The sequence below is a fragment of the Agarivorans sp. TSD2052 genome (assembly GCF_023238625.1).
In the GTDB taxonomy this organism is placed as follows: Bacteria; Pseudomonadota; Gammaproteobacteria; order Enterobacterales; family Celerinatantimonadaceae; genus Agarivorans.
This window is the reverse complement of sequence record NZ_CP096670.1, coordinates 3,972,430-3,996,433: the sequence shown is the minus strand read 5'-3', so window position 1 is coordinate 3,996,433 and position 24,004 is coordinate 3,972,430. Positions and strand designations below refer to the sequence as shown.

The window sequence follows — 24,004 nt, the reverse complement described above, 5'->3', positions numbered from 1 at the left end:
TACCCTCTAGTTTAAGTCACTGTTTTTAAGCACTTGTGGATCATCGATAGACGAAACCGGTTCAGAGCTTTCAGCGGGTGGCTCTTCTTGGCTAGGTAATTTAATGTCTTTTGCTTGTTCTTCTGTTGCGCTTTGCTCGTCACTGTTGGCGGGTGTTTCAGCACTGCTAGTATCGTCTTTGGTTGCAGGTAAACCCATTTGTTCGGCATTCTTTTCTGCCACTTTCTTCTTGATTTGTTCACCTTGTTGCTCAAGGTCTTCAATACTTCTGCGTTCGCCTAAATTGAACACCGCATAGCCAGCACTGACAAATTGGTCTTGGGCTCTGCCTAGCACCACGGCATTAAACGGTGAGTACAAGGTTTCCACTTCATCGGTAATAGGGTTACTAATTTCACCTAATAGCTGCCCTTTATTTACTTTTTGTCCAAGGCTAACCTTATTGATTAAGATCCCGCCTTGGCGCGAGCGGATCCACTCCGAAGAATAAAACACGGGTTGTGGTGAAGACCAAAAAAATGAGCGAGGTAACATTTCAATGGCACTTAAATAACTACGCAGTGCCTTCACTCCCGTTTCGACTAATTTCACGTCAACAGTAAACGGTCCGCCAACTTCCATCACCACCGCTGGTATGTTGGCTGCGGTAGCTGCTCCGCGCAAACTACCGGGAGGCGCAATGCTCTGCAGTACAGGAATTGCGCCAAAGTGACTGGCTAATTCAGCGACCGCAGGCAAGGTGATATCGGCGCGTAATTGGCTAATGTTCTCTCGGTACATCGAGCCTGAATGAAGATCAATCACACTGTCACAATGGCGAATAACACTGGTGAATAAACTATGCGCCACCCGAGAGGCGGTAGACCCATTAGCATCGCCAGGAAATGCTCGGTTTAGGTCGCGGCGGTCAGACATGTAGCGATCTTTTCGCCATAAGCCATCAATATTTACCACTGGTACTGAAATGATGGTGCCTTTTAGCTCCTCTGGTTTTAAGTTTTGCACTACGCGTCGGGCTATTTCTACACCGTTAACTTCATCACCATGAATAGCGGCGGTTAAACACACCCTTGGACCAGGTTCTTTACCATGGATTACCACCACTGGAGTGGCTAATTCGAAACCGCCGGGTAAGTGACCTGAAAACCAATCGAGGGTGGCGCTGCTATTGGGGCTTAGTTGGGTATTGAGTAAGGTTAAAGGGCCCCAAACTGGCGCATCATCTATTGGTTTAGTTGCTTCAGCTTGGTGTGTATCCGCTGAGCCTGCCGCAACGATCGGCTCGATGGCCTGCGGTTGCTCGGGGAGGCTATTGGCATCATCCATGCTATTGGTGCTGCTAGCCGGATCAGTGGCTGGTGGCTTTGAGCTGGGTTTAGTGTTAGCTGGTGGGGCTTCACTGTTGGTTGACGGCGCTAGTTCACGCGTGCTGTCTTGCTCAGAGGCTTGTTCTGCAGGCTGCGGTTCATCTACCGCTGTGAGCTTAGGGTTTAAGGCTTCTTCGTACTGCTCATCTTGCTCAGTAGCAAGAGTCGTAAAGCTGAAGCATAACAATACAAACAATACACAACGTGACATGGTGTCTCCAATAAGAACAGGTATGCTGGTATTAAATTAATCTTATCAGCAGTATAGCAATTTAAGTATTAAGTTGGGGTGAGCTTAACTGAGCCTGTATTAATACATTACGTGGACTCGTTTGAAAGGGGAAAAGTTCCGTTAATGCCACACTATATCCCTGTTGCGCTAAAAACAAACAGCGATCGAGTAATAACCAGCGCTCCATTAGCGGACGAAACAAGTGTTGAACAAGTTCTATCTGCCGCACTAAGTGATGGCGCTGTGCACCCTGAGCTAAGTATTGGTGTTGATCAAAGTGCGCAGGCAAGTCCAATTGGTGTTGTTGGCAAGCCCAAAGGGCAAAGTCTTTAAATGGCGCATCTTTACTAAACCAGTGTTTCGCCACCGAGGGAAGCGCTTGATAGTTTGCGTTACCGCTGATGCTTTCTCGCAGGCACTGATAGCTTAATCGCCAGTGGATCTCGCGCTGGCGAAGGGTTTGAACCCGTTGGCCTGAAGTCACCGATTGGGCAACAGCCAAGCGTAAATCTTGTTTGCTTAAGCTGAGTGAGCTTTGTTGGGCACTGGCTGATAAGGCTTGATAGTGGGTATCTTTTATTAGGTGATAACAGCAGGGGCAAAGGCTTAAGCGTTGCGGTTTTTTTATGGCGGCTAGGCGCAGCAGTTGCAGGTGTAATTCACCACAGGCATGCAAGGCAACGACGTGTTGCTGTGAATTTAAAAACTGCTGACTGTGACTGTTTAATACATCACAGTGATGAAATTGTTGCGCTAATTTAAGTTGCTGAGCCAATTGCTCACCCGCTTGGCACAAGCTCTGCTGCCACTCTAAGCTAGTGACCGGTAAGTGATGATGAAAGCTAATTAACCGCCCAAGGTGACCTTTACCGGCGCACCACTCTAAAACAGGCAGTGTCTCGCCTTGCAGCTGTTGACTAAAGGCTTGGATCTGCTCGGCTTTTCGCCCTTTAATACCATTGCTAAGCCAAAATGGCGTAGCCTGTGTATTGTGGCTAGCAGGGTTTAATACCCATTGATCTAGGCCTGTTTGTAGCCCGGGAAAATGTTCTGAAAAATGCGCTACCGCTAATTGCGGTTGTTGTTCTAGCCGGCCTATTTGTTCCGTATTCAGTGACGCTAAAGCTGCAATCAGTGGCGGGTTGGTCCACGGCAATGCTGCTTGCTGAAAGGGACTAAGCTGCCAATAGGCTTGATAGCGTGTGAGTAGCTGGTCGTGGCTTCTAAATAAGGCCTCAAAGTGCTGGAGTGAGTGGCAAGACTGTGACATTTTCTAAGACAAACCTTGGTAGCGCCCGCTTTTATGGTTTAGTGCAATCACAATGTTTAAGGCGACGGCACCCGCAATAGACCATAACAATACATTTAAGGGCACTAAAAAGTAAGACGCCATGACAATCAGCACATCTAAACCCATTTGTACCTGGCCTGCCGGAATGCCAAAGCGTTTTTGCAAATACAAGGCAAGAATATTTACCCCACCCAAGCTGCCTTTGTGGCGAATTAAAATCAACATGCCGGTACCAATCAAAAAACCACCCGAGACGGCCGCGTAAGCGCGGTTGAGTTGGGCGATATCTATCACCCAATGCATGTAGTCGGTGAACAATGAAACCAGAACCACACAGGCCACGGTTCGAAAGGTAAAAGCGGCCCCCATCTTGGTAAAACCCAACACAAAAAAAGGCAAGTTAATGAGCAAGAAAATTTGCCCAAAAGATAACTGAAAAAACTGGCTGGCAAGCAGGGCTAGTCCTGCAGTACCGCCGGTGAGCAATTGAGTTTCTTTAAAGAAAAATAAGCCTAAAGCTACCATGGTGGTGCCAATTAACAAGGCTAAAAAGTCTTCTAATAGATTGTGCCGTTCCATGATGCTCTCAATATTTCTATAGACAGTGAATAATAGCATCGATGGATACTTTGTGAGATAAAACGCTAAGGTGTTTTGATAAAACAAAAAAAACCACCATAATTATTAGTTATGGTGGTTTTATATGTTTAGTTTAACGCAGGCTAATGGCTGGTTTAGCTGTTTTCACGGGCTACAGCTCGGTAACCAATATCGTTACGGTGGAACATGCCCTCCCACGATACTTTTTTAACAAGCTCATAAGCATTGGCTTGCGCTTCAGTAACCGTGTTACCTAAGGCTGTAGCACACACTACACGGCCGCCGTTGGTGACAATGTTGCCATCTTTTTCACTGGTGCCAGCATGGAACACTTTCGCGCTAGCGGTTTCTTCGCTAAGGCTAGGTAAGGTCATCACATCGCCTTTAGGGTAAGCACCTGGGTAACCGGCTGCCGCCAGTACCACGCCCATTGCAGCGCGCGGGTCAAACTCAGCGGTTTGGCTATCTAGCTTGCGGTCTACCGCAGCTAAACAAAGCTCAACAATATCTGACTGCATACGCATCATAATGGGTTGAGTTTCAGGGTCGCCAAAGCGGCAGTTGTATTCAATGATTTTTGGCGAACCGTCAGCCATAATCATTAAACCTGCGTATAAGAAACCGGTGTACTCATTGTCTTCAGCTGCCATGCCTTTAACGGTAGGCATGATCACTTCATCCATAATGCGCTGGTGAATGGCTGGCGTTACTACAGGGGCCGGTGAGTATGCACCCATACCGCCAGTGTTTAAGCCGCTGTCACCGTCGCCTACACGTTTGTGATCTTGGCTAGTTGCCATGGCTAATACGTTGCTGCCATCTACCATCACAATGAAGCTGGCTTCTTCGCCGTCTAAGAACTCTTCAATCACTACCCGCGAACCGGCTTCACCAAAGGCGTTGTCGGCTAGCATATCTTCAATCGCAGCAATGGCTTCGGCTTCGGTCATTGCAACAATCACCCCTTTACCTGCCGCTAAGCCATCGGCTTTAACTACAATTGGCGCACCTTGCTCTTTTACATAAGCAATCGCTGGTGCCACCTCGGTAAAGGTTTGGTAGTAACCAGAAGGAATGTCGTGACGTGCTAAAAAGTCTTTAGTGAAAGACTTAGAGCCTTCCAGTTGTGCTGCCTTTTCAGTTGGGCCAAAGATTTTAAGGCCTGCAGCTCTAAAGGCATCAACCACACCAATTACTAGCGGCGCTTCAGGGCCAACAATGGTCAGTTCAACTTGGTTTTGCTGGGCAAAGCTAAGCAAGCCTGCAATGTCTTCAACACCAATGGCTACGTTCTCAAGCTTTGGCTCAAGCGCAGAACCAGCATTACCTGGTGCTACAAATACTTTTTCAACTAAAGGAGATTGAGCAGCCTTCCATGCTAGAGCATGTTCACGGCCACCGCCGCCAATCACAAGTACATTCATTTTGTCTATCCAATACTGAGTAAACCGAGCTTGGCATGCCAAGCCAAAATACAAAACAGCCAGCACGAGGCTGGCTGTTGGTTTTTAGTGGTAGAAGTGGCGCATGCCAGTAAATACCATCGCCATGCCGTGTTCGTCGGCAGCGGCAATGACTTCATCGTCACGCATTGAACCACCAGGCTGAATCACACAGGTGATACCAGCTTCAGCCGCGGCGTCAATACCATCGCGGAACGGGAAGAAGGCATCTGATGCCATTACGCTGCCGGCCACTTCTAAGTTTTCATCAGCGGCTTTAATACCGGCAATTTTGGCACTGTACACACGGCTCATTTGACCTGCGCCTACACCAATGGTCATGTTACCTTTGGCGTAAACAATGGCATTTGATTTAACGTATTTAGCTACCTTCCAGCAGAATAGTGCGTCACGCAACTCTTCTTCGCTAGGTTGGCGCTTACTCACAACACTGAGGTCGCTTTGGCTTACCATGCCTTGGTCGCGGTCTTGAACCAATAAACCGCCGTTTACACGCTTAAGCTGTAAACTTGTGGTTTTGCTTGACCACTCGCCACACTCTAATAAACGAACGTTTTTCTTAGCCGCGACAATTTGCGCTGCAGCGTCAGAAATTTTAGGGGCAATAATCACTTCAACAAATTGACGAGACACAATCGCTTCTGCGGTGTCGGCATCTAATTCACGGTTGAAGGCAATAATGCCGCCAAAGGCAGAAGTTGGGTCGGTTTTGTATGCGCGCTCGTAAGCCTCTTGAATATTGCTACCTAAAGCAACACCACAAGGGTTTGCGTGTTTTACAATTACACAGCAAGGCTCGTCGAATTCTTTCACGCATTCTAGTGCGGCATCAGTATCGGCGATGTTGTTAAACGACAAGGCTTTACCTTGTAGCTGAGTAGCTGTAGATACTGAAGCTTCTTCGATGTTTTTCTCAACATAAAAAGCTGCCGCTTGGTGGCTGTTTTCGCCATAGCGCATGTCTTGCTTTTTAATGAATTGGCTATTGAAGGTACGTGGGAACTTGCTGTCTTCGTCGCCTTCTTTGTTGTCGCCGTAGCTAGGTACCATAGTGCCAAAGTAGTTGGCGATCATGCCGTCGTAAGCTGCAGTATGTTCAAAGGCTGCAATGGCTAAATCAAAGCGTGTAGCGTGAGTTAGCGACTTATCGTTGGCTGCCATTTCGGCGAGTACGCGATCGTAGTCTGATGCATTAACCACAATGGTGACGTCTTTGTGGTTTTTAGCCGCACTGCGCACCATAGTTGGGCCGCCGATGTCGATATTTTCTACGGCATCTTCAAGGCTACAATCTGGGTTAGCAACGGTTGCTGCAAATGGATATAGGTTTACTACTACCATATCGATAGCGTTGATGCCGTGAGTATTCATCACTTCATCATCGGTACCGCGTCGACCTAAAATGCCACCGTGTACTTTAGGATGTAGCGTTTTAACACGTCCATCCATCATTTCTGGGAAGCCGGTGTAGTTAGAAACTTCAATGACTTCAATGCCGTTTTCGGCGAGTAATTTAGCGGTGCCACCTGTAGATAAGATCTCTACACCTTGCTGGGCTAAAGATCGTGAAAATTCGATGATGCCTGTTTTATCTGAAACACTGATCAGTGCACGTCGAATCGGTCGAGCGTTTTCCATTAGGGTTTTATCCTCATTAGCAGTTATGTGCGCTAGCGGTACAAGTTGCCCGAAAAATAAACAACTTAGGTTTGAGGCGCGCATTTTACAGTAAAAGTGTGAAGAATGCGCCGTTTTTAGCCAAAAAAAGTACTCACTTAGACCCAAACAGCCACCTATAAAGGTAAAAAGTACCGCTATCACAAGCCGTTAACTGGGCATCGTTGACCGATTGCTGGCGAAAATGGCTGTCCTAGGCTTTGTGGGTGTTAGCCCTCAGTTTTTTGGCAGTTTAGCTGGGGCGGGTTGATGTAGGAGGGTCTTGAGAATGACTTAAATTTGCTGGCAGTTTGAAATTAAAGGTATTGCGGCCATTTTGCTTGCTGAGGTATAGCGCATTGTCTGCAAGGCTTATGATTTCTTCTAAACGGGTATCGACACTTTCGGCAATCGAAACGCCCACACTAATCGTGATATGTGATTGGCCTTCTACTTGAGTATGCTGATGAGTGATCTTCGCCTGATTAATGGCTTTAATTAAGCGTTTAGCGGAGTACTCAGCGTAGTCGAAATCACTGTTGCTAAGTATGGCAATAAACTCTTCACCGCCGTAGCGGGCAATTAAATCGCCTGGGCGCTTACAGATCCCTGACGCGGTAAGCACCTTAGCGACTTGTTCTAAACATACATCGCCTGCTGGGTGGCCGTAATGATCGTTAAACTGTTTGAAGTGGTCAATATCGATGAGCATGATGGTTATTGGGTAACCACCACGCTGGGCGCGGCGCCACTCTTGATCTAAGAACTCATCAGCACAACGGCGATTGGGTATACCGGTAAGGCTGTCGGTAATCGACTGTTTTTCTAGCTCGCGGTAAGCCACCCTAAGCTCTTGTTGCGACGATTCTAAATCCGCGGTTCGCTCTTTCACCCGATCTTCCAGTACCAGTTGAGATTGACGCAATACTTGTTTGGCGTTGCGCTGGCTAAAATACAGTAACAAAAACAAACTGACCGCCACCAATAAAGAGCTCACTATACCCAGCACAACAATGTTACGAGTGCGGTTATAGATAGTAGACGTTTCTGCTTTGTCTATCTCGGTGGTTAGACCAAAATTGTAGGTGGGTTGCCATGTCCATGCCCCAACCACGGTTACGCCGCGATAATCTCGATAACCGGTGGTATTAAAGCTGGTTTCACCTTGGGTGGCACTTTGTGCCATCAATGTGAGCGCTTCAAAACGGTTGTCGGCTTTGGCTTGTGGGTCGGTAATGTACAAGTTGTTAATGGCCACTTGACCTGGTTCTAATAACCCTAATCGCAGCAGCTGTTCGTCAAATCGACTCGAGGAGAGCATTAAGCCGTTGCGATCAAAGGCATAGGTTTCACCTGAATTCCATATTCTGCCAAGTTGGGTGATGCGGCTAAAGTGGTCACTTTGGTTAACGCTGACAATTAGCACGCCAGTGACTCGTTGTTGTTTATTGATAACGGGAGCACTGAAATACATATTGTTTAGGCGTTTGGCTTTGGCGTCTTTGATGCCAGTGATGAAGGTGGCGTTACCGTTTATCACCTCGCGCATTTTATCGTGTTCAAACTCAAACAAAGGGTGTTGCTTAGTAAGCTGGTGATTCAGGTTAGAGCTGAGAATAGTGCCTTCAAGGTCACTTAACCAATAAGCGTTGTCTTGGTAAGTGCCCATCATTAGGGCAAAGCTGCGTTCAACATTGGCCTCGGCGCTAGCATGCAGCAAAGAAGGGCTGTTAGGGTTTTTAAGAATGGCTATCGACAGGTTTATACGCTCCGATTGCCCAGTATTACTTAGCTCTAATAGGCGGTGCTGGATCCAGATATGGTGAGCTTCCTGGGTTGCCCTAAGCACGGTACGCAACGATTCTTTAACTTTAAGCTCAACCTCGTTCTCAATGTTTTCTAGGGCAGTAAACACGATCGCCAAAATAGCTAAGCTAAACAGCGTTATCACGACGATAACGTTTCCTAGCTTCACATACTTTGGTTTTGCTTGTTGGTTTGAGCCTAAGTGATCGTTCACTAACAATATGCACACAAAATGGTTGATAATTAAGCAGTATGGGCTAGCTCGGCTTGGGGCTCAACTTTTGACCTAAAATAACTTTTATATCAATATCTTGCGGGCTTATGATTTATTGTATTCTTGTGCCTGTTATTTTGACTGAGCTTCTAGCTGTTCGATTTCTTTCCACAATTGATCGGCATCGGCACTCAGCATTGAATAGGTCATGATGTCTCCACGGCGTTGGGCTAACATTGCCGATTCAAGTAACAAATCATATTTTTGGCGTTTCCGCTTAACTGGATTAGGTTTTAGAAAATTAAACATAAAGGCTCCTTGGTTGCTCATTAACAACGGATCGGAGCATTAAAAAGTTCTTTGCGAGTGAAAATATTTATGAAGAACTAGGGCTTAATAGTTTTAGTTCGCGTTAAGTTGGGCGGTTCAGAATAACTGGCCCAGGCCCCTGTTTGGCAAGTTCATCATCGGGGTTATACAGCGGACAGCTGTTCATCGATAAACAACCGCAGCCAATACAGCCGGTTAACGAATCTCTTAAGCGCGTTAGTGCATTAATCCGTTGATTGAGGATTTGCTGCCATTGCTGTGACAGTGTCTCCCAATCGACTTTAGTGGGGGTGCGTTGGTTGGGTAAACGAGCAAACGCGGCATGGATGTCAGCCAAGCTTATCCCCATTGTTTGCGCCGCTTTAATCACCGACACCCTTCTCAATACATCGGGGGCATAGCGCCGTTGATTACCTTGATTGCGTTCACTGTGAATTAAACCTTTGCTCTCGTAAAAGTGCAGCGTGGATACCTTAATACCACAACGTTTAGCTACTGCTCCTACCGAAAGAGCCTGCCTAGGGGGCTTGTTCATGTTGTTCTCCTGTTTCAACTACTTTAGGTAAAAAACTGCTTTACCTCAACTTAACTTGAGGTTTTATGCTGTTAAGCAGAACGGTGGCAAGGCCACTGGTAATTTAAGCGAACCAAGCAAGGAGCAAGTTATGTATTTAGAGCACTTAAATCTTGTCGTCACAGACATGGATCAAACGTTAAAGTTTTACCGTGCCGCATTTCCGCACTGGTGGGTACGCGGCGAAGGCCAACAAACATGGCATGGGCTAGAGCGCCGTTGGTTGCACTTTGGCGATGACAATCACTACCTCACGTTTAACGACAATGGTTACGGGGAGAACCGCCCATTAAAGGGTAACCAAATTGGCGTAGCGCATTTTGCCTATGTTACTGCAGATCTCGATGGCCTAATCGGCCGTTTACTGCAAGCGGGTTATGAGATCCATCATGAAGGGGCACAAAGCCCGCATCGTCGCAACGTGTACTTTCGCGATCCCAATGGTTTTGAGCTTGAATTTGTAGAGTATTCTTCAGATTTGCCTGAACAGCGTAATCTTTATCAATAACCCTTCAGTTGCTGACGTGTTGCACCTTTAAAGCCTGAGTCTCAGGCTTTTTTTTATTTCTTGATGAAAACTATTGACCCTGTACCAAGCTACAGGGTTTATTATAGAACTGATGGAGGAGCCTATGTATAAAATTGGTGAGTTGGCAACATTAAGTGGTTTGAGTGTAGAGGGCTTACGTTTTTATGAACGCAAAGGCTTATTAACCCCGGCATCACGTGGGGCCAACCAGTACAGAATGTACAGCGAACAAGACCTAGCCCGTTTGCGGTTTATTCAACGAGCCAAGCAGGCGGGCCTATCAATAAAAGATATTCTTGAACTACTCAATTTACGCGAGCATGCCGCTACCGCTCGTTGCCACGATGTCAGCAGCGTAGTAGGGCATAAACTGGCTAAAGTACAGCAGCAGTTGGCCGAGTTGCGCGCCTTCGAAACCACCTTGCAAACGCTACACAATGCCTGCTGCGGCGGTGAAGAGAGCGCAGCGTCTTGTTCAATATTAAAGGCCTTAGATGATGTTATTGAATAACTTTATTAGTTTGTTTTTAAGCGCCGCGCCTTGGTTGTTTTTAGGCTTTGTGATTGCGGCGAGTTTAAAGCTAGGACTACCAAGTCGCTGGCTGGCCAAGCACCTTGGCAACAATAAGCCCAGTACCACCATAAAGGCGGCGTTTATTGGGGCGCCATTGCCGCTATGTTCCTGTGGGGTGATTCCGGCGGCGATGGGCTTGCGCCGAGCGGGCGCCTCTAAAAGTGCCACCACTTCTTTCTTAATTGCCACGCCCGAAACGGGAGTTGACTCGGTGGCAGTCTCTTATGCCTTATTAGGTCCTGTAATGGCGATTGTCAGGCCTATTGCAGCCATTTGCAGTGCCATCATCGCGGGCTTGTTAGTGGGCAATGGTGAAGAGACTAAATCTACAGTCAGCGAAGTTAAAAGCTGTTGCAGTGGTAAAAGTAAGTGCGCTAGCGCCGCATCTGCGCCGCCTGCTAAACCCACTGGAGGGCAAAAGCTGAAAGCGTGGCTTACTAGTTTTGTAGAGCTGGTGGAAGACAGCTACTTGTGGTTATTACTGGGGCTAGCATTTGCCGCGCTGATTCAAAGCTATTTACCCGAAAGCTTTATGACCCGCTGGGGACAAGGTTGGATAACCATGATCGTTATGGTGCTGGTAGGGGTGCCTATGTACATTTGTGCCACTGCTTCAACACCGATTGCCGCAGGCTTAATTATTGCGGGGATCTCACCGGGGGCCGCATTGGTATTTATGCTCGCGGGGCCGGCTACCAATATCGCCACCTTAATGTTGGTACGTCAAGAAATGGGCATGCGTGCCTTGGTGGCGTACTTAACTGGGGTTATTGCTAGCGCAATGCTGTTTGGCTGGGGGTTAGACTGGGCGATTAGTCAGTGGCAATGGCAAGTAAATCCAGTGGCCTGGCAAGAAGAACAACTAGTCAATAGCGGCTGGGTTATCGCAACTAGTGGGCTGATCGCCATGTTAATGCTATTTGCCGCGGTAAAAGATCTGCGGCAACGCTGGTTTAGCGCCGCCGCTTAAATCACTAATACTTAATTAGTAGGAACGCGTTTAAACATCGCGCCGTTGTTTAAACGCAAGTGTTCGCCGTCACTGATGATCGGCAGATCTAATGCTTGAACAAATTCCATTTCTATTTTGTTTGAGGTTTCTTCGCATAACATACGGGTCATGCCAATGGGCTGGTTAACCGTTAATTGCTTGCCATCCCATTCGGCTTGGCCAAAGAAGTTATTACAACCTGTCGTGCCAGATATTTTATAACCCTTTTCATTTTCTTCTAGGGTGAAGGCTGGCAATTTAATATCGGCAATATTATAAAAGTCACCGGTCATATACCAACGGCTGTCGGCTAAATCCATGCTTGGCTCCGATTGATTACTGGCACAGCTGGTTAACCCTAACGCAAGTGTTAAACCGATAATAAGCTGTTTATTCATGGTTGTTACCTCAAGTAAGCACAAAAACTGTTTCAAGATAGTGTAGAACACTCCGCTGACGAAAAGTTCGTTTATTGACAAAATTATTGCTGTTTAAGTCAGGCAGAACCGAAATATTGGCGTAACGAGTAGAACGTGCTCTCAATCAACATAAGTAGTTATTATCAAGCTTATTTGGGCTAAGTTAAACTCAAATGCGAGACGTTTCACACTTATTGCGCAGTTATCGTCCTATGCTTCTGGCATCAATCATAGGACGAAATCAAGCAGGTAGACATGAATAAGCAAGCGAGTGTATTTCATTTAGGCTTAAACCCTGAGATGTTAAAAGGGGCCACCTTGGCCATTATCCCAGGCGATCCCCAGCGAGTAGAGCGCATCGCCTCATTACTCGAAGAGCCCGAATTTTTGGCTTCGCAGCGCGAGTTTACCTCGTATCTTGGTCAGTTAGATGGAACCCCAATCGTGGTGTGCTCTACCGGTATTGGCGGGCCGTCTACGTCTATCGCGGTTGAAGAGTTAGCCCAATTAGGTATTACCACCTTTTTACGGGTAGGCACCACCGGCGCTATTCAAACCAACATCAATGTGGGTGATGTTATCGTCACGACTGCCTCGGTGCGCTTAGACGGGGCCAGCAGCCACTTTGCGCCTATGCAGTTTCCCGCTGTGGCCGATTTTTCTTGTATGCAAGCCTTACACAGTGCAGCCATTGAGGCTAAAGCCACTTGCCATGTAGGGGTTACCGCATCGAGTGATACCTTCTACCCAGGTCAAGAGCGCTACGACACCGTATCTGGTCGAGTGACTAAAGCTTTTCAAGGATCAATGGAAGAGTGGCAAGCCATGGGCGTGCTTAACTTTGAAATGGAAAGCGCCACCTTGTTTACCATGTGTGCCTCACAAGGCTTAAAGGCAGGGTGTGTTGCTGGTGTTATTGTTAACCGCACTCAGCAAGAAATTCCAGACGAAAGCTTAATGAAAAATACCGAGCACCAAGCGGTAAATATTGTGGTTGAAGCCGCACGTAAGATGCTTGGCTAAACAAAACGCTAACCCCGCTTGTGCTTGGGTTAGCGGTTTTTTGCACATTTACGACCCAGTAAATAGCTAACCCTATTAACAGTGTTGACGCTATGAGAGCCACCAACGCTGAGTCTTCGCTAAAAAGTGGTTAGTTATAACCGTGTTTACAGCGCTGCTATTGGGGTATTGGGCAACACCATGTTACTGCTCTTAACCACTTGGTGTGTGGTACACACTTTATTTCTTCCGGTTTTCTTCGCCTCATATAGCGCTTCATCGGCCATTTCTAATAGCTTTCTTGGAGCTTCTTTCGCCGCTGTGAGTGCTGCTACCCCTAAGCTCATTGTTACCAGCAGTGATCCTTTATTGGTTTCAAAAGGTGCACTTGAAATTTCGGACAGTAAGCGTTCACCAATAACAAGGGCGGTATTGATGTTGGTTCGCGGTAAAAAAACCACAAACTCTTCTCCACCAAATCGTCCAAAAATATCATCCTCGCGTAATAGCTTGCGGCATCGGGTGGCCACTTCAAGTAACACTTGGTCGCCAACGGCATGCCCATAGATATCGTTAACACTTTTAAAGTTGTCGACATCAATCATGATGACAGAATACTGATGACCAAAACTATTAGCTTTGCCAATCTCTCCATCACCAAGCTCTAGCACCTTTCTGCGATTATACACTTGGGTCAAGGCATCTATTTCGGCATTCTTCTTTAGTTCTTCAAGCGCACTGTATTCACGCCGGCGAAGGATAGAAAATTGAAGATAAACGTAGGCACCAAAACCATTTACAACCAGCAGGAACAGCAACGAGGTGTATATATAATTGACCGAGGCATACCCTAACAAAGCGCAGGTGAATAAATAGAGGCTACTACCGGTAAGGCAAACAGCCAACACGCTTATAAATCGCGGAGGGAAGCTAAGGTAGAACAATAGAACAAGGATCGACACACCTGGAATACCTACATACTCAAACAATTCCGCCTTAATCGTTAATTCTGCTGATTCACCCAGCAAAACGAAAAATAGAAGCCCACAAATAATCTTGTTTAACAGCGTGGTGTACTCTTTTAAAAAAAAGCCACATACCCCAACAGCCAGCGCAATGAGTAATACCGACGATCTCATAATCAATAAATCTCTCAGCATTGATTCAGAGTTAGTCACCATAACATCACCAATAATAGCGAAAAAATAGGCTAAGCCTCCGGCAAAGCTAGCAAAAATCATTCGTTGTTTGAGTTGCTCCCACTCTTTTTTCCGGAAGGCCATCTCCATCATTGGATTGGTAAATTCGCCCATCCGCCCAACTTTGTCCATACAACAATACCTGTATCAATGATCCCAACATAAAAACTCAATAAACCCGCCCAAGAGCATTGCACTGTCAACAATAGCAAATTAAATCAGTCTGTTAGCGTTTCTTATTGAGAGGGCATCCTACTACATCAATGCTGACGTAACACGCTATTTAGGCGGGGAGCGGTGCTACTTACGCGGGTATTTTGGTTGTCTCCATTAATTTGGTTAATAAATGACTCGTTTAGGCCTAATCTGAGGAAGAGAGACAGCTGCGCACTATTAACCTGGCTAAAAGTCAGTCATTTTTTGATGAGGCTATAACCCTATTGTGTGCTGTAAACGGGTTAATTCAAGACACGCCCCCCTTGGATAAGAAGCTATACTCGTTGGAGTCATCGCCCTGATAATACTGTAAACGGTTGTTGGCGCGGCGTTTATGAAGGTCAGCCTATTAGGCTTGTTGAGCTGTTTAGGTTTAGACAAATACATTCTGGTCGTAGATATAAGCGTTGGGAACGCTTCTCTCCCTATCTGCAGCTAACGATATAAAAGGTCGTGTGAACCAAGCAGGAATAAAGCATCAGATTATTGTCGACTTGAAAAGCGCGGTGTCTTTATCATGAGTAAACGGCTAACAAGGAGGGGGCAAGTCGGGTAAAACACCGTTGGCTTTGTTTCTGCCTTACATTATTGAAGTCGCTTAGTGAGGGCCGCATCTACCCACCAAGGAGAATAACTTTATGCCCAGCAATGATTACGAGTCAGCTAACGAGGCTGAGATAAGTTCACCTAAGTTACTCGCTTACCGCAGCGCGCGAGGCGCAGCGATCACGGCTATCTCTTTACTCATCCCCTTTGGAACAGTCGCCTTCTTTATTTTTTATTGTATAAACAATGAAGGTTACGCGCTAAGCGCATCTGTAGAGATCGGCAATATTCAGTTTATTGCACTTATTGTGCACGGGCTTTATTTTCTTATGCTTCCCTTCGGTTTTGAATTGATGATCGATAAGCTTCCATTCCCTGGAAGCTCAGAGAAATATCGTTTTGGTAAAATACCAAAGCGACCAGATAATCTTTACTGGATGATGACACATTTAAGTGGAGAGTTATTCTTTTTGGGGGCTGTTATGTTGCTGCTAATGGCTTCGCAACCGAGTGTACCGCGTTGGGTGCTTATATTGCCCATTGCTCAATGTGCTTACAATATGAAAAACGATTTGCTTTGGGTTGGTTTTGGCAAATATCTTTCCCCTATTCGAAAACCTATGTCAGTAATGGCGCTCGATTGGTTCGTCATCGGTATTTGTTTGGTCATTTATATCGTCCACTTTTTTACAGCCTAACCGGTCGCAGCATGGCAAAGCTAACTGGCTTACGCTGGTTGTTTTCCAGTGTGCAAGGTGTTCTACGAAATGGGTGTCTTGAAGACGATTCTATTTTTATGCAATCATAATAAATTACGCCCCCAACTGGAGGGGCTATATTTGCCGACGGCGAAGGCATAGCAGTAAGATGTGCAGGTCTCAATAATGATGCTGAAACCCCTCTTAGAAGAGATATACCGCAATTTATTAAACGTAGAACAAGGGGAGGTACACAAGTGATGATTGAGAGGGTAAAAGTAGTATTTCTTTCTCATTTTTTTCAATGGGTGTTGACCTACTTTATTGGCATATCTACGGCGGCTTATATATGGCCAGTCGAGTTTGTTCCGCCATGGATAGTAGTTGTGCTTTTCTTATTCGGTCCTTTAGGAATATTCTTCGGTAATTATTATCTTGCAGCTTTCTTTTTCTCCTTCTTTTTATTTTGCGGGGGTATTTTTTATCATCGCTATATTTTTGGTAAGGTTCTAAACTTTTTAGGTTTTTTACTATGGTGTTATGTCGGGCTATATGTTTTGAGTCAGCAATAGCATGTAACAACACAATGATGTGCGTGCAGCGCACTGGCCAGCATTATGATTAAGTCTGTGAAGACAAACTTTATCGTGTGCGCGGCGCATTACACACAAAAAAGCCGAAGTGATGAAAATCACTTCGGCTTTTTAATCAATAGCTTATGAACAGGTGTTTAGTTCATGCCGTATTTTTTTAACTTCTTGCGTAAAGTACCACGGTTGATACCTAACATGATTGAAGCACGTGTTTGGTTACCACGAGTGTATTGCATAACTACGTCAAGCAACGGAGCTTCAACTTCAGATAGTACTAATTCGTACAGTTCTGTCACATCTTCGCCATTTAACTGGGCGAAGTAGTTGCGCAATGCTTGCTCAACAGAATCGCGTAATGGACGTTCTTTCACTTCAGTACTAGTAGCACTGCTAGTCATAGTAGAAAGTGTGTTTGTGGTGGTATTTGAATCAAACATACTTGACGCTCTTTTTATTTAATTAATGATCAACAACTATTCGAAAAACTGCTCTATCGCGGACGTTTGTACCAGGGCTGATTCAAGCTGGTTAAACTGGCTACGAAACTCGTCCGTGTCCGCTAATTGCTTCAAGTACCACCCCACATGTTTGCGAGCGATACGTACCCCTTGGTACTCCCCATAGTGTGAATATAGGTTGTCTAAGTGGTGAAGCATTACTTCCTTCACTTCTGCTGCCGCTGGTGCATCTAAATGCTCACCACTGGCTAAGAAGTGATTAATTTCTCTGAAAAGCCAAGGGTTACCTTGAGCTCCACGACCTATCATGATGGCGTCCGCCCCGGTGTAATCCAACACATGTTTGGCTTGCTCCGGTGTGGTGATATCACCATTTGCCACAATAGGTATTGAGACTTCTTTCTTTACTGCTTTTATGGTGTCGTACTCAGCCAAGCCCTTATACATGCATGCTCGCGTCCGACCATGTATGGCTAAGGCTTGAATGCCAGCTGCTTCTGCAAGTTTGGCAATAACCAATGCATTGCGATGTTCTGGTGACCATCCGGTTCGGATTTTTAAGGTCACCGGCACATCAACAGCCTGTACCACAGCATCAAGAATCTTTGCGACTAATTCAGGTTGTTGTAACAACGCAGAACCCGCCAACTTTTTGTTTACCTTTTTCGCAGGACAACCCATATTGATATCAATGATTTGCGCACCGTTCGCTACATTATGTTGAGCGGCTTGTGCCATCAATTGTGGATCTGCTCCGGCTATTTGAACACTGCGTATACCGCATTCATCTAGGTGAACCATACGGTTCAGCGATTTTTGGCTATTCCACACCCTAGGGTTACTGGACACCATCTCTGAAACCGTAAGCCCCGCACCAAGTCGCCAACACAAACGGCGAAAAGGTTGATCAGTAATGCCAGCCATAGGAGCTAATATCACCGGATTGTCCAGTTTATAACTGCCTATATTCATAACTCGCGTTCTTCTCAATCTCAGGGCGGCGTAGTTTACGACTTTTTTGGCACGCTGAAAAGGCTATATTTTGAACATTTTTCAAAAAAAAAGCTGGATTTTTAGTCGAGGAATATGGCAGGAAGCCTTATCAGATAAGAAACCTGCCACAAAAAAGGATAACTTAGCGTTTTATGCCGCTTAATCGACACCATTCTTGATCAAGAACAACCGCGTCCATATCGCACTGTGTTTGATAAGCGGCTAATACTGACTCACTTTGTTCATCTAATATGCCCGATAATGCGATTGAACCTTGTGGTTTTAGGTAAGCAAGTATCACTTCTGACAATTCTTTGAGTGGGCCAGCTAAAATATTGGCGACCACAATGTCGGCTTGGAAGTCGTTAGGCTGGTCTTTAGGCAGGTAAAGCTCTAGCTTGTCGGCGACTTGGTTGCGCTCTGCATTGTCGCGGCTAGCCAATAAGGCTTGAGGGTCGATGTCAATGCCTACTACGCGCTCAGCGCCTAGTTTGATGGCTGCAATGGCCAATATACCGCTGCCGCAACCAAAATCCACCACGGTTTTGCCACTGAGGTTTAGCTGGTCTAGCCATTTTAAACATAAGGCGGTAGTGGGGTGGGTGCCAGTGCCAAAGGCTAAGCCCGGATCTAGCATTACATTGACGGCTGTTGGGTCAGGCACATCTGTCCAGCTAGGGCAGATCCATAAGCGTTCGCCAAACTGCATGGGGTGAAAATCTTTCATCCACTCGCGTTCCCAGTCTTTGTCTTCTAGCTGGTCAAGTTTGTGGTTGTTGTCATCTACGATGTTAGCTTCACGCAAAAAAGCTAAGATGGGGGCCATGTCGGTGCTTGCGTCATACAAACCCTGTACGTCGGTATCCCCCCATAGAGGGGTTTCCCCTAACAAGGGCTCAAATACAGGGGTGTCGTGACGGTCTAAAAAGGTAACGGCTTGGCAACCGGTTTCCATTAATATGTCACCAATGGTGTCGGCAGTATCTTTTGTGGCGTTAATTTTTAGCTGGATCCAAGGCATTGTCCGCTCCTCTACTAGATTAGGCGGCAAGTTTACTGTGTTAGTTTGCGCTTAGCATCTAAAAATTTTAGTCGCTTGATGGTTAACTATCAATTTGCTGGGCTAAGGCCACGGTTGCGATAGTGTGAGCGTTTTTGAAGAAGCTGTAAGCCACGGAAGCAAGCAGCGCAAGCAATAATCACGGTAGGTAGAGTCATTATTATGCTGAGCAGTAACACCGCACTGGCTAGATACGCAAAAGGAATAAACTCGTAGATCGCTTCAGGTAGTACTTTGTGTTTGGTGACAAAAGACTTCTTGTGTTTGTCGTAGCGGCGATAGTTAGAGCGAAGTACCCAGATTAAAGCGCCTATAGCAAAAAGCAATGCACCGCCTACATGAGCAAGCCAAGGCTCTAACAACAGCATTGAGCCTGTTCCTGCGGTTAAATAACCGCTAGGTAGAAGTTCATATATTGCTCTTGGTAGCATAAGCTTCTTCCTTTAATCTGTATGCACTGCTTTACCATAGAGGTAAATCATAGCCTGGTCAATTTTATAACAACTAATTAACTTTTCACATGCGTGCTTTTCGTTTGACAGCGCTTGCTGGTTTCACGTGTTGCCAAGCTTGTTGGCGATAACGATGACGTAGGTACAAGAGTGAGGCGCCGCGATAAAGACATATTAACGCCACCGCAAAACCCAATATATTCTGTTGGTTAGAGAGTAAGGTTATCGCCACCGCGATAAAAAAGAATGGAATAAACTCGTATAAGGATTCAGGGATAGTAAAGCGTTTGGCTGGCGCGTGGGCTTGATCTTGGCGCCTAAAGTTAGAGCGCATCACCCAAACAATGGCGCCTAAGCAAAACAGCAAACCACCCCCTGCAATACCCAAGGTTGAGTTTGTCCATAAAACCGAGCTTGAACCCGCAGCAATATACATGCTGGGTAATAACTCATATATAGGCTTAACTATCATATTATCTAGGTAATCCAACTCTTCAATATTAACTAAATTATCGTTTCCCAAAGCATAACTTTGCTCTAACTAAAGTCTTATAAGTGTAATTCAAATGCTCAAAAATGCATCAGTAAAGCTATGCCGAAGCAAGGCCTACTGTAACGTAGTTGTTACATTTTTGGTGCAAAGAGAGTGTCTAAACGTACAAACAGGAGCGGCTTTAGCCGTTTTTGAGGCGTTAAAGGTGATGGTGATTAAAGCCGTTAATGTCAGGTAAGTGAGTGACTTTAAAGCCAAAAAAAAGCCTTAGTATCACGACTAAGGCTTTATATTTTTCAGACTAACTACAGACCTAATTTCTTCTCTAAATAGTGGATGTTAGCGCCACCAAATTGGAAGTTTTCGTCTTGCATAATTTTTTGCTGTAAAGGCACGTTGGTTTTAATGCCATCGATAACCAGTTCAGACAGGGCATTTTTCATGCGAGCGATAGCAATATCACGATTCTCACCATAGGTAATCAGCTTACCAATCATTGAGTCGTAGTATGGCGGTACTGAGTAGCCAGCATAGACGTGCGAATCCCAGCGAATCCCCATGCCACCTGGTGGGTGGAAGCGATTTATCCGACCTGGCGATGGAATGAAGGTGTCTGGGTCTTCGGCGTTGATTCTACATTCAATAGCATGACCAGTTAGCTTCACCTGATCTTGGCTAAATGATAGCGGTTGACCAGCAGCAATACGCAGTTGCTCTTTGATTAAGTCGATGCCTGTTACCATTTCGGTTACCGGGTGCTCAACTTGAATACGGGTGTTCATTTCAATGAAGTAGAACTCGCCGTTTTCATATAAAAATTCAAAGGTACCGGCACCGCGATAATTAATTTCGATACAGGCACGAGTACAACGCTCACCAATATTACGGCGCATGTCTTCGGTAATACCCGGTGCTGGTGCTTCTTCAACCACTTTTTGGTGGCGACGCTGCATAGAACAGTCACGTTCACCTAAGTGAATCGCGCCACCTTGGCCGTCGGATAATACTTGAACCTCAACATGGCGAGGGTTTTCTAAGTATTTCTCCATGTAGACCATGTCGTTACCAAAGAATGAACCGGCTTCAGAGCGGGTTAAGTCGATAGAGGTTTCTAGCTCGTCTTCGTTGTAAACGACGCGCATACCACGACCACCACCGCCGCCAGCAGCTTTGATGATTATCGGGTAACCGATACGTTTGGCTACCGCTGCATTTTGTTTCTTGTCGTTGCCTAGAGGCCCATCTGAACCTGGTACACAAGGTACGCCGGCTTTCTTCATGGCCTTAATGGCTTGAACTTTATCACCCATCATGCGAATGGTTTCAGCTTTAGGGCCAATAAAAATAAAGCCGCTTTTCTCTACAATTTCAGAGAACTCTGCGTTTTCAGATAAGAAACCATAACCCGGGTGAATTGCCACAGCATCGGTCACTTCAGCAGCAGCAATAATACGCGGAATATCTAAATAGCTTTCCGAGGCTGCAGGCTTACCAATACAAATGGATTCATCGGCTAACAATACGTGTTTTAAGTCACGATCGGCAGTAGAGTGCACTGCCACCGTTTTAATGCCTAATTCTTTACAGGCGCGCAATATCCGTAGGGCAATTTCACCACGGTTTGCAATAACTACTTTATCTAGCATAAAAATGCCTCTTTATTCGATGATGAATAGCGGTTCATCAAACTCAACGGCGTCACCGTCGTCAACCAATATGGCTTTTACTACGCCAGCTTTGTCGGCATCGATTTGGTTCATCATCTTCATGGCTTCAATAATACAAAGCGTATCACCTACATTAACTTGCTGGCCTTCTTTAACAAAAGGTTGCGCTTCAGGCGATGAAGAACGGTAGAAGGTGCCTACCATTGGTGATAATAGTTGGTGGCCAGTTGCTGCTGGAGCGGCTTCAACGGCTGCTGGAGCGCCGGCTACTGGCGCAGCTGCTGGTGCGGCAACAGGCGCAGGAGAATAAACCGTGGCAGCGCCAGTAAAGTTGCGGCTAATGCGGACTGACTCTTCACCTTCGGTGATTTCTAATTCAGCAACACCTGATTCTTCTACTAATTCGATTAATTTTTTAATCTTGCGAATATCCATAAGGGCTCTCTTTATCGTATTAGGTTAATTAAATAACTATTGCTGCAGCTTGGTAAGCGCCGCAGTTAAAGCAAATTGATATCCTTGACTTCCTAAACCACAAATAACTCCTTCGGCTTTATCAGCGAGAAACGAGTGGTGGCGGAAGGATTCACGTGCATGCACGTTAGATAGGTGAATTTCTATAAATGGAATGCTCACACCGAGCAGGGCATCACGAAGCGCCACACTGGTATGAGTAAAAGCCGCAGGATTGATAAGAATAAAATCAATCTCTCCCATGGCTTGGTGAATTCGATTAATCAGCTCGCCTTCTACATTTGATTGGAAGTCGTAGAGGGTGGCTCCCATCTCGGAGGCTTGGCCGCGCAGCTGTTCAATAATATCGTCTAAGCTTTGCTTACCATAAACTTCTGGCTCACGTTTGCCCAGTAAGTTTAGGTTTGGACCATTGAGTAACAAAATTGAGAATTTATTAGTCATCTTCGTTGAAAAACCAGCTTAAATTATAGAACTTGTTATCTTGAGAAGATTAGCACATTAATTCAGCATTAGTGTGCTAACTACTCGACATTTTCGATAATTATAGTGTTTTCGCAGAAAATGGCAGCATTTTTCTGGTCTAATCAGTTAGTTTCGGCAAGTGGCTCTATTGTTAGGTTACGTAGCCACTTTTTCTGATTCATCCGCCAAAAACACAATATAGCCTTAAATACTTCTTCGCTAAGCGCAATGCAAAAAGCGGTAATTAAACTTACATCAAACACAAAAATGGCGATAGACGTTAGCATTAAGCCTACGCCCCACTGGCAGAAAGTATCCGACATTAAGCAGAAGCTATTATCACCACCACTGCGCAAGATGCCGTTGATGAGTACCATGTTAAAAATACGCAACCACGTTGATGCTGCCAATATCAACACCAGTTGTTGGGCTAATGCTAAGGTCTCGGCCTGCAATGCACCAAATAAATTGAGTAAGGGGTAGCTCAGTAACCAAAGTGCTACACCTATCGCAATGGCGGCTATTGGGCTTACCAATAGCGCTAAACGCGCATCAACCCATGCTTGTTTAAACTGATTGGCGCCCAGTTTATTGCCTACCATGATAGAGCAAGCACTGGAGAAGCCCATAAAACACGAGATAGCGATCCCCTCAATAGGGCTAATTAAGCTCATTGCGGCTAAGGCGTTTGTCCCTAGCTGACCATATAAGGTAGCAAATACAAATACGCCACTCGACCAAATACTAAAGTTAATCACTAAAGGCACTGCAAGTTTAGCGTATTTAACTATCTCTGCTCGGCTAAACTGCCAAAAACCGATGAAACATACTCTGAGTAGTGGATGTGATTGCCACTTTAAGCAAGCCCATAAAATCACTAACTGCAATAAACGCGCAATCACCGTAGCAACACCTGCGCCCACAATGCCCATTGCCGGAATCGGCCCCATACCAAAAATCAGTATTTGGTTGAGTACGATGTTAGCCACCACCGCAAACACACTAATGTATAAAGGTAGTTTGGTATTGCCCGAGGCACGTAAGGCTGATTCAAATAAGATCACGGGCAAAGTGAATAGCACCATTAATGCGGTGGCACGAATATATTCGCTACCAATGGCGATAAGGTGGGCGTCATTACTGCCCCATTGCATAATGGTGGTTGGGCTAAACACCATAAAAGCCAAGGTGGCGAGGGTAAACAATAAACCGGCATAGAACGATATCGCCACGGTGCGGCCAATGGCGGTCCAGTTTTTAGTACCCCAGTGTTGGGCACTTAAAATAGCGCAGGCGGTCGAAAAGCCATTGAGGATCACTATCGCTACAAAAAAGGCTCTGCCGGCATAACCCACAGCGGCTACTTCAGCATCACCTATGGTAGCCACCATCAGCACGTCCACTAAACCTAATAGGCTTAGCAGTACTGCTTGCAATGATATTGGCCAAGCCAGTTTCCAGAACTGCTCTAGCCATGAGCGATTCAATGAAATAGGTAATGTGTGCATAACAACCTCAGAAAAATGTGACTTACATCTAGTTGTGACTATCCAAGTAAACTGGTTAGTCGGTATATATTGGAGCGATCCTATCTTATAGCTTGGTTATGGCACATAATTGAAGCTATCTAAAACATGTTCAA

Annotated in this window: 24 protein-coding genes; 5 read left to right on the top strand and 19 right to left on the bottom strand. The window is 45.7% G+C overall.

What is annotated here, in order from left to right; genetic code table 11:
- Positions 1-6: 6 nt before the first annotated feature.
- The 8 genes from M0C34_RS18200 to soxR all read right to left on the bottom strand — a co-directional run bounded on the left by M0C34_RS18200 (position 7) and on the right by soxR (position 9,494).
- Positions 7-1,578, bottom strand: a complete 1,572-nt coding sequence (locus M0C34_RS18200; protein WP_248713079.1) for a succinylglutamate desuccinylase/aspartoacylase family protein — start codon at positions 1,576-1,578, stop codon at positions 7-9.
- 61 nt (positions 1,579-1,639) lie between these two features.
- Positions 1,640-2,869, bottom strand: coding sequence for a methyltransferase (locus tag M0C34_RS18195; protein ID WP_248713078.1), 1,230 nt, complete (start codon positions 2,867-2,869; stop codon positions 1,640-1,642).
- A 3-nt stretch (positions 2,870-2,872) separates the two neighbouring features.
- Positions 2,873-3,508: a YitT family protein gene (locus M0C34_RS18190; RefSeq protein ID WP_248713077.1), complete on the bottom strand. Its 636-nt coding sequence runs from the start codon at positions 3,506-3,508 to the stop codon at positions 2,873-2,875.
- A gap of 116 nt (positions 3,509-3,624) precedes the next feature.
- Complete coding sequence (purD, locus tag M0C34_RS18185; RefSeq protein WP_248713076.1) at positions 3,625-4,914, bottom strand: phosphoribosylamine--glycine ligase; 1,290 nt, start codon at positions 4,912-4,914, stop codon at positions 3,625-3,627.
- Between the two features lie 84 nt (positions 4,915-4,998).
- Positions 4,999-6,591 (bottom strand): bifunctional phosphoribosylaminoimidazolecarboxamide formyltransferase/IMP cyclohydrolase, encoded by a 1,593-nt coding sequence (purH, locus tag M0C34_RS18180; protein WP_248713075.1) that lies wholly within the window; start codon positions 6,589-6,591, stop codon positions 4,999-5,001.
- 271 nt (positions 6,592-6,862) lie between these two features.
- Positions 6,863-8,629, bottom strand: coding sequence for a sensor domain-containing diguanylate cyclase (locus tag M0C34_RS18175; protein WP_248713074.1), 1,767 nt, complete (start codon positions 8,627-8,629; stop codon positions 6,863-6,865).
- Between the two features lie 132 nt (positions 8,630-8,761).
- Positions 8,762-8,938 carry a DUF6435 family protein gene (locus M0C34_RS18170; RefSeq protein WP_248713073.1) on the bottom strand — a complete coding sequence of 59 codons (177 nt, stop codon included), beginning with the start codon at positions 8,936-8,938 and terminating at the stop codon, positions 8,762-8,764.
- 103 nt (positions 8,939-9,041) lie between these two features.
- Complete coding sequence (gene soxR / locus M0C34_RS18165) at positions 9,042-9,494, bottom strand: redox-sensitive transcriptional activator SoxR (RefSeq protein ID WP_248713072.1); 453 nt, start codon at positions 9,492-9,494, stop codon at positions 9,042-9,044.
- A 130-nt stretch (positions 9,495-9,624) separates the two neighbouring features.
- Between soxR and M0C34_RS18160 the strand changes: the two genes are divergently transcribed.
- The 3 genes from M0C34_RS18160 (at position 9,625) to M0C34_RS18150 (ending at position 11,606) form a co-directional block, all read left to right on the top strand.
- The gene (locus M0C34_RS18160; protein WP_248713071.1) at positions 9,625-10,041 is read left to right on the top strand and encodes a VOC family protein; all 417 of its coding nucleotides are present in this window, start codon (positions 9,625-9,627) and stop codon (positions 10,039-10,041) included.
- A gap of 124 nt (positions 10,042-10,165) precedes the next feature.
- Complete coding sequence (zntR, locus tag M0C34_RS18155) at positions 10,166-10,573, top strand: Zn(2+)-responsive transcriptional regulator (protein ID WP_248713070.1); 408 nt, start codon at positions 10,166-10,168, stop codon at positions 10,571-10,573.
- The gene (locus M0C34_RS18150; RefSeq protein ID WP_371923091.1) at positions 10,557-11,606 is read left to right on the top strand and encodes an SO_0444 family Cu/Zn efflux transporter; all 1,050 of its coding nucleotides are present in this window, start codon (positions 10,557-10,559) and stop codon (positions 11,604-11,606) included. Before zntR ends, M0C34_RS18150 begins: the two co-directional genes overlap by 17 nt.
- An 11-nt stretch (positions 11,607-11,617) precedes the next feature.
- On the opposite strand, the gene M0C34_RS18145 is transcribed toward M0C34_RS18150, so the two are convergent.
- Positions 11,618-12,025, bottom strand: coding sequence for an META domain-containing protein (locus M0C34_RS18145; protein WP_248713069.1), 408 nt, complete (start codon positions 12,023-12,025; stop codon positions 11,618-11,620).
- 276 nt (positions 12,026-12,301) lie between these two features.
- Between M0C34_RS18145 and udp the strand changes: the two genes are divergently transcribed.
- Positions 12,302-13,069: a uridine phosphorylase gene (gene udp / locus M0C34_RS18140; protein WP_248713068.1), complete on the top strand. Its 768-nt coding sequence runs from the start codon at positions 12,302-12,304 to the stop codon at positions 13,067-13,069.
- Positions 13,070-13,215: 146 nt separating this feature from the next.
- On the opposite strand, the gene M0C34_RS18135 is transcribed toward udp, so the two are convergent.
- Positions 13,216-14,379 (bottom strand): GGDEF domain-containing protein, encoded by a 1,164-nt coding sequence (locus M0C34_RS18135; RefSeq protein ID WP_248713067.1) that lies wholly within the window; start codon positions 14,377-14,379, stop codon positions 13,216-13,218.
- Between the two features lie 722 nt (positions 14,380-15,101).
- Between M0C34_RS18135 and M0C34_RS18130 the strand changes: the two genes are divergently transcribed.
- Positions 15,102-15,707: a hypothetical protein gene (locus tag M0C34_RS18130; protein WP_248713066.1), complete on the top strand. Its 606-nt coding sequence runs from the start codon at positions 15,102-15,104 to the stop codon at positions 15,705-15,707.
- Between the two features lie 730 nt (positions 15,708-16,437).
- Here M0C34_RS18130 and fis read toward each other — a convergent pair.
- The 9 genes from fis to M0C34_RS18085 form a co-directional block, all read right to left on the bottom strand.
- Positions 16,438-16,737 carry a DNA-binding transcriptional regulator Fis gene (fis, locus tag M0C34_RS18125; protein WP_248713065.1) on the bottom strand — a complete coding sequence of 100 codons (300 nt, stop codon included), beginning with the start codon at positions 16,735-16,737 and terminating at the stop codon, positions 16,438-16,440.
- A gap of 36 nt (positions 16,738-16,773) precedes the next feature.
- On the bottom strand, positions 16,774-17,730 hold the full coding sequence (dusB, locus tag M0C34_RS18120; protein ID WP_248713064.1) for a tRNA dihydrouridine synthase DusB: 957 nt from the start codon (positions 17,728-17,730) through the stop codon (positions 16,774-16,776).
- Between the two features lie 163 nt (positions 17,731-17,893).
- Positions 17,894-18,772: a 50S ribosomal protein L11 methyltransferase gene (prmA, locus tag M0C34_RS18115; RefSeq protein ID WP_248713063.1), complete on the bottom strand. Its 879-nt coding sequence runs from the start codon at positions 18,770-18,772 to the stop codon at positions 17,894-17,896.
- Between the two features lie 89 nt (positions 18,773-18,861).
- A complete protein-coding gene (locus M0C34_RS18110; RefSeq protein ID WP_248713062.1) occupies positions 18,862-19,242 on the bottom strand; it encodes a hypothetical protein in 381 nt (126 codons plus the stop codon).
- Between the two features lie 85 nt (positions 19,243-19,327).
- A complete protein-coding gene (locus M0C34_RS18105) occupies positions 19,328-19,786 on the bottom strand; it encodes a hypothetical protein (protein WP_248713061.1) in 459 nt (152 codons plus the stop codon).
- Between the two features lie 275 nt (positions 19,787-20,061).
- Positions 20,062-21,402: an acetyl-CoA carboxylase biotin carboxylase subunit gene (gene accC, locus M0C34_RS18100; protein WP_248713060.1), complete on the bottom strand. Its 1,341-nt coding sequence runs from the start codon at positions 21,400-21,402 to the stop codon at positions 20,062-20,064.
- 12 nt (positions 21,403-21,414) lie between these two features.
- Positions 21,415-21,858 (bottom strand): acetyl-CoA carboxylase biotin carboxyl carrier protein, encoded by a 444-nt coding sequence (accB, locus tag M0C34_RS18095; RefSeq protein ID WP_248713059.1) that lies wholly within the window; start codon positions 21,856-21,858, stop codon positions 21,415-21,417.
- 36 nt (positions 21,859-21,894) lie between these two features.
- Positions 21,895-22,341, bottom strand: coding sequence for a type II 3-dehydroquinate dehydratase (gene aroQ / locus M0C34_RS18090; protein WP_248713058.1), 447 nt, complete (start codon positions 22,339-22,341; stop codon positions 21,895-21,897).
- A gap of 143 nt (positions 22,342-22,484) precedes the next feature.
- The gene (locus tag M0C34_RS18085) at positions 22,485-23,870 is read right to left on the bottom strand and encodes an MATE family efflux transporter (protein ID WP_248713057.1); all 1,386 of its coding nucleotides are present in this window, start codon (positions 23,868-23,870) and stop codon (positions 22,485-22,487) included.
- Positions 23,871-24,004: the final 134 nt, after the last annotated feature.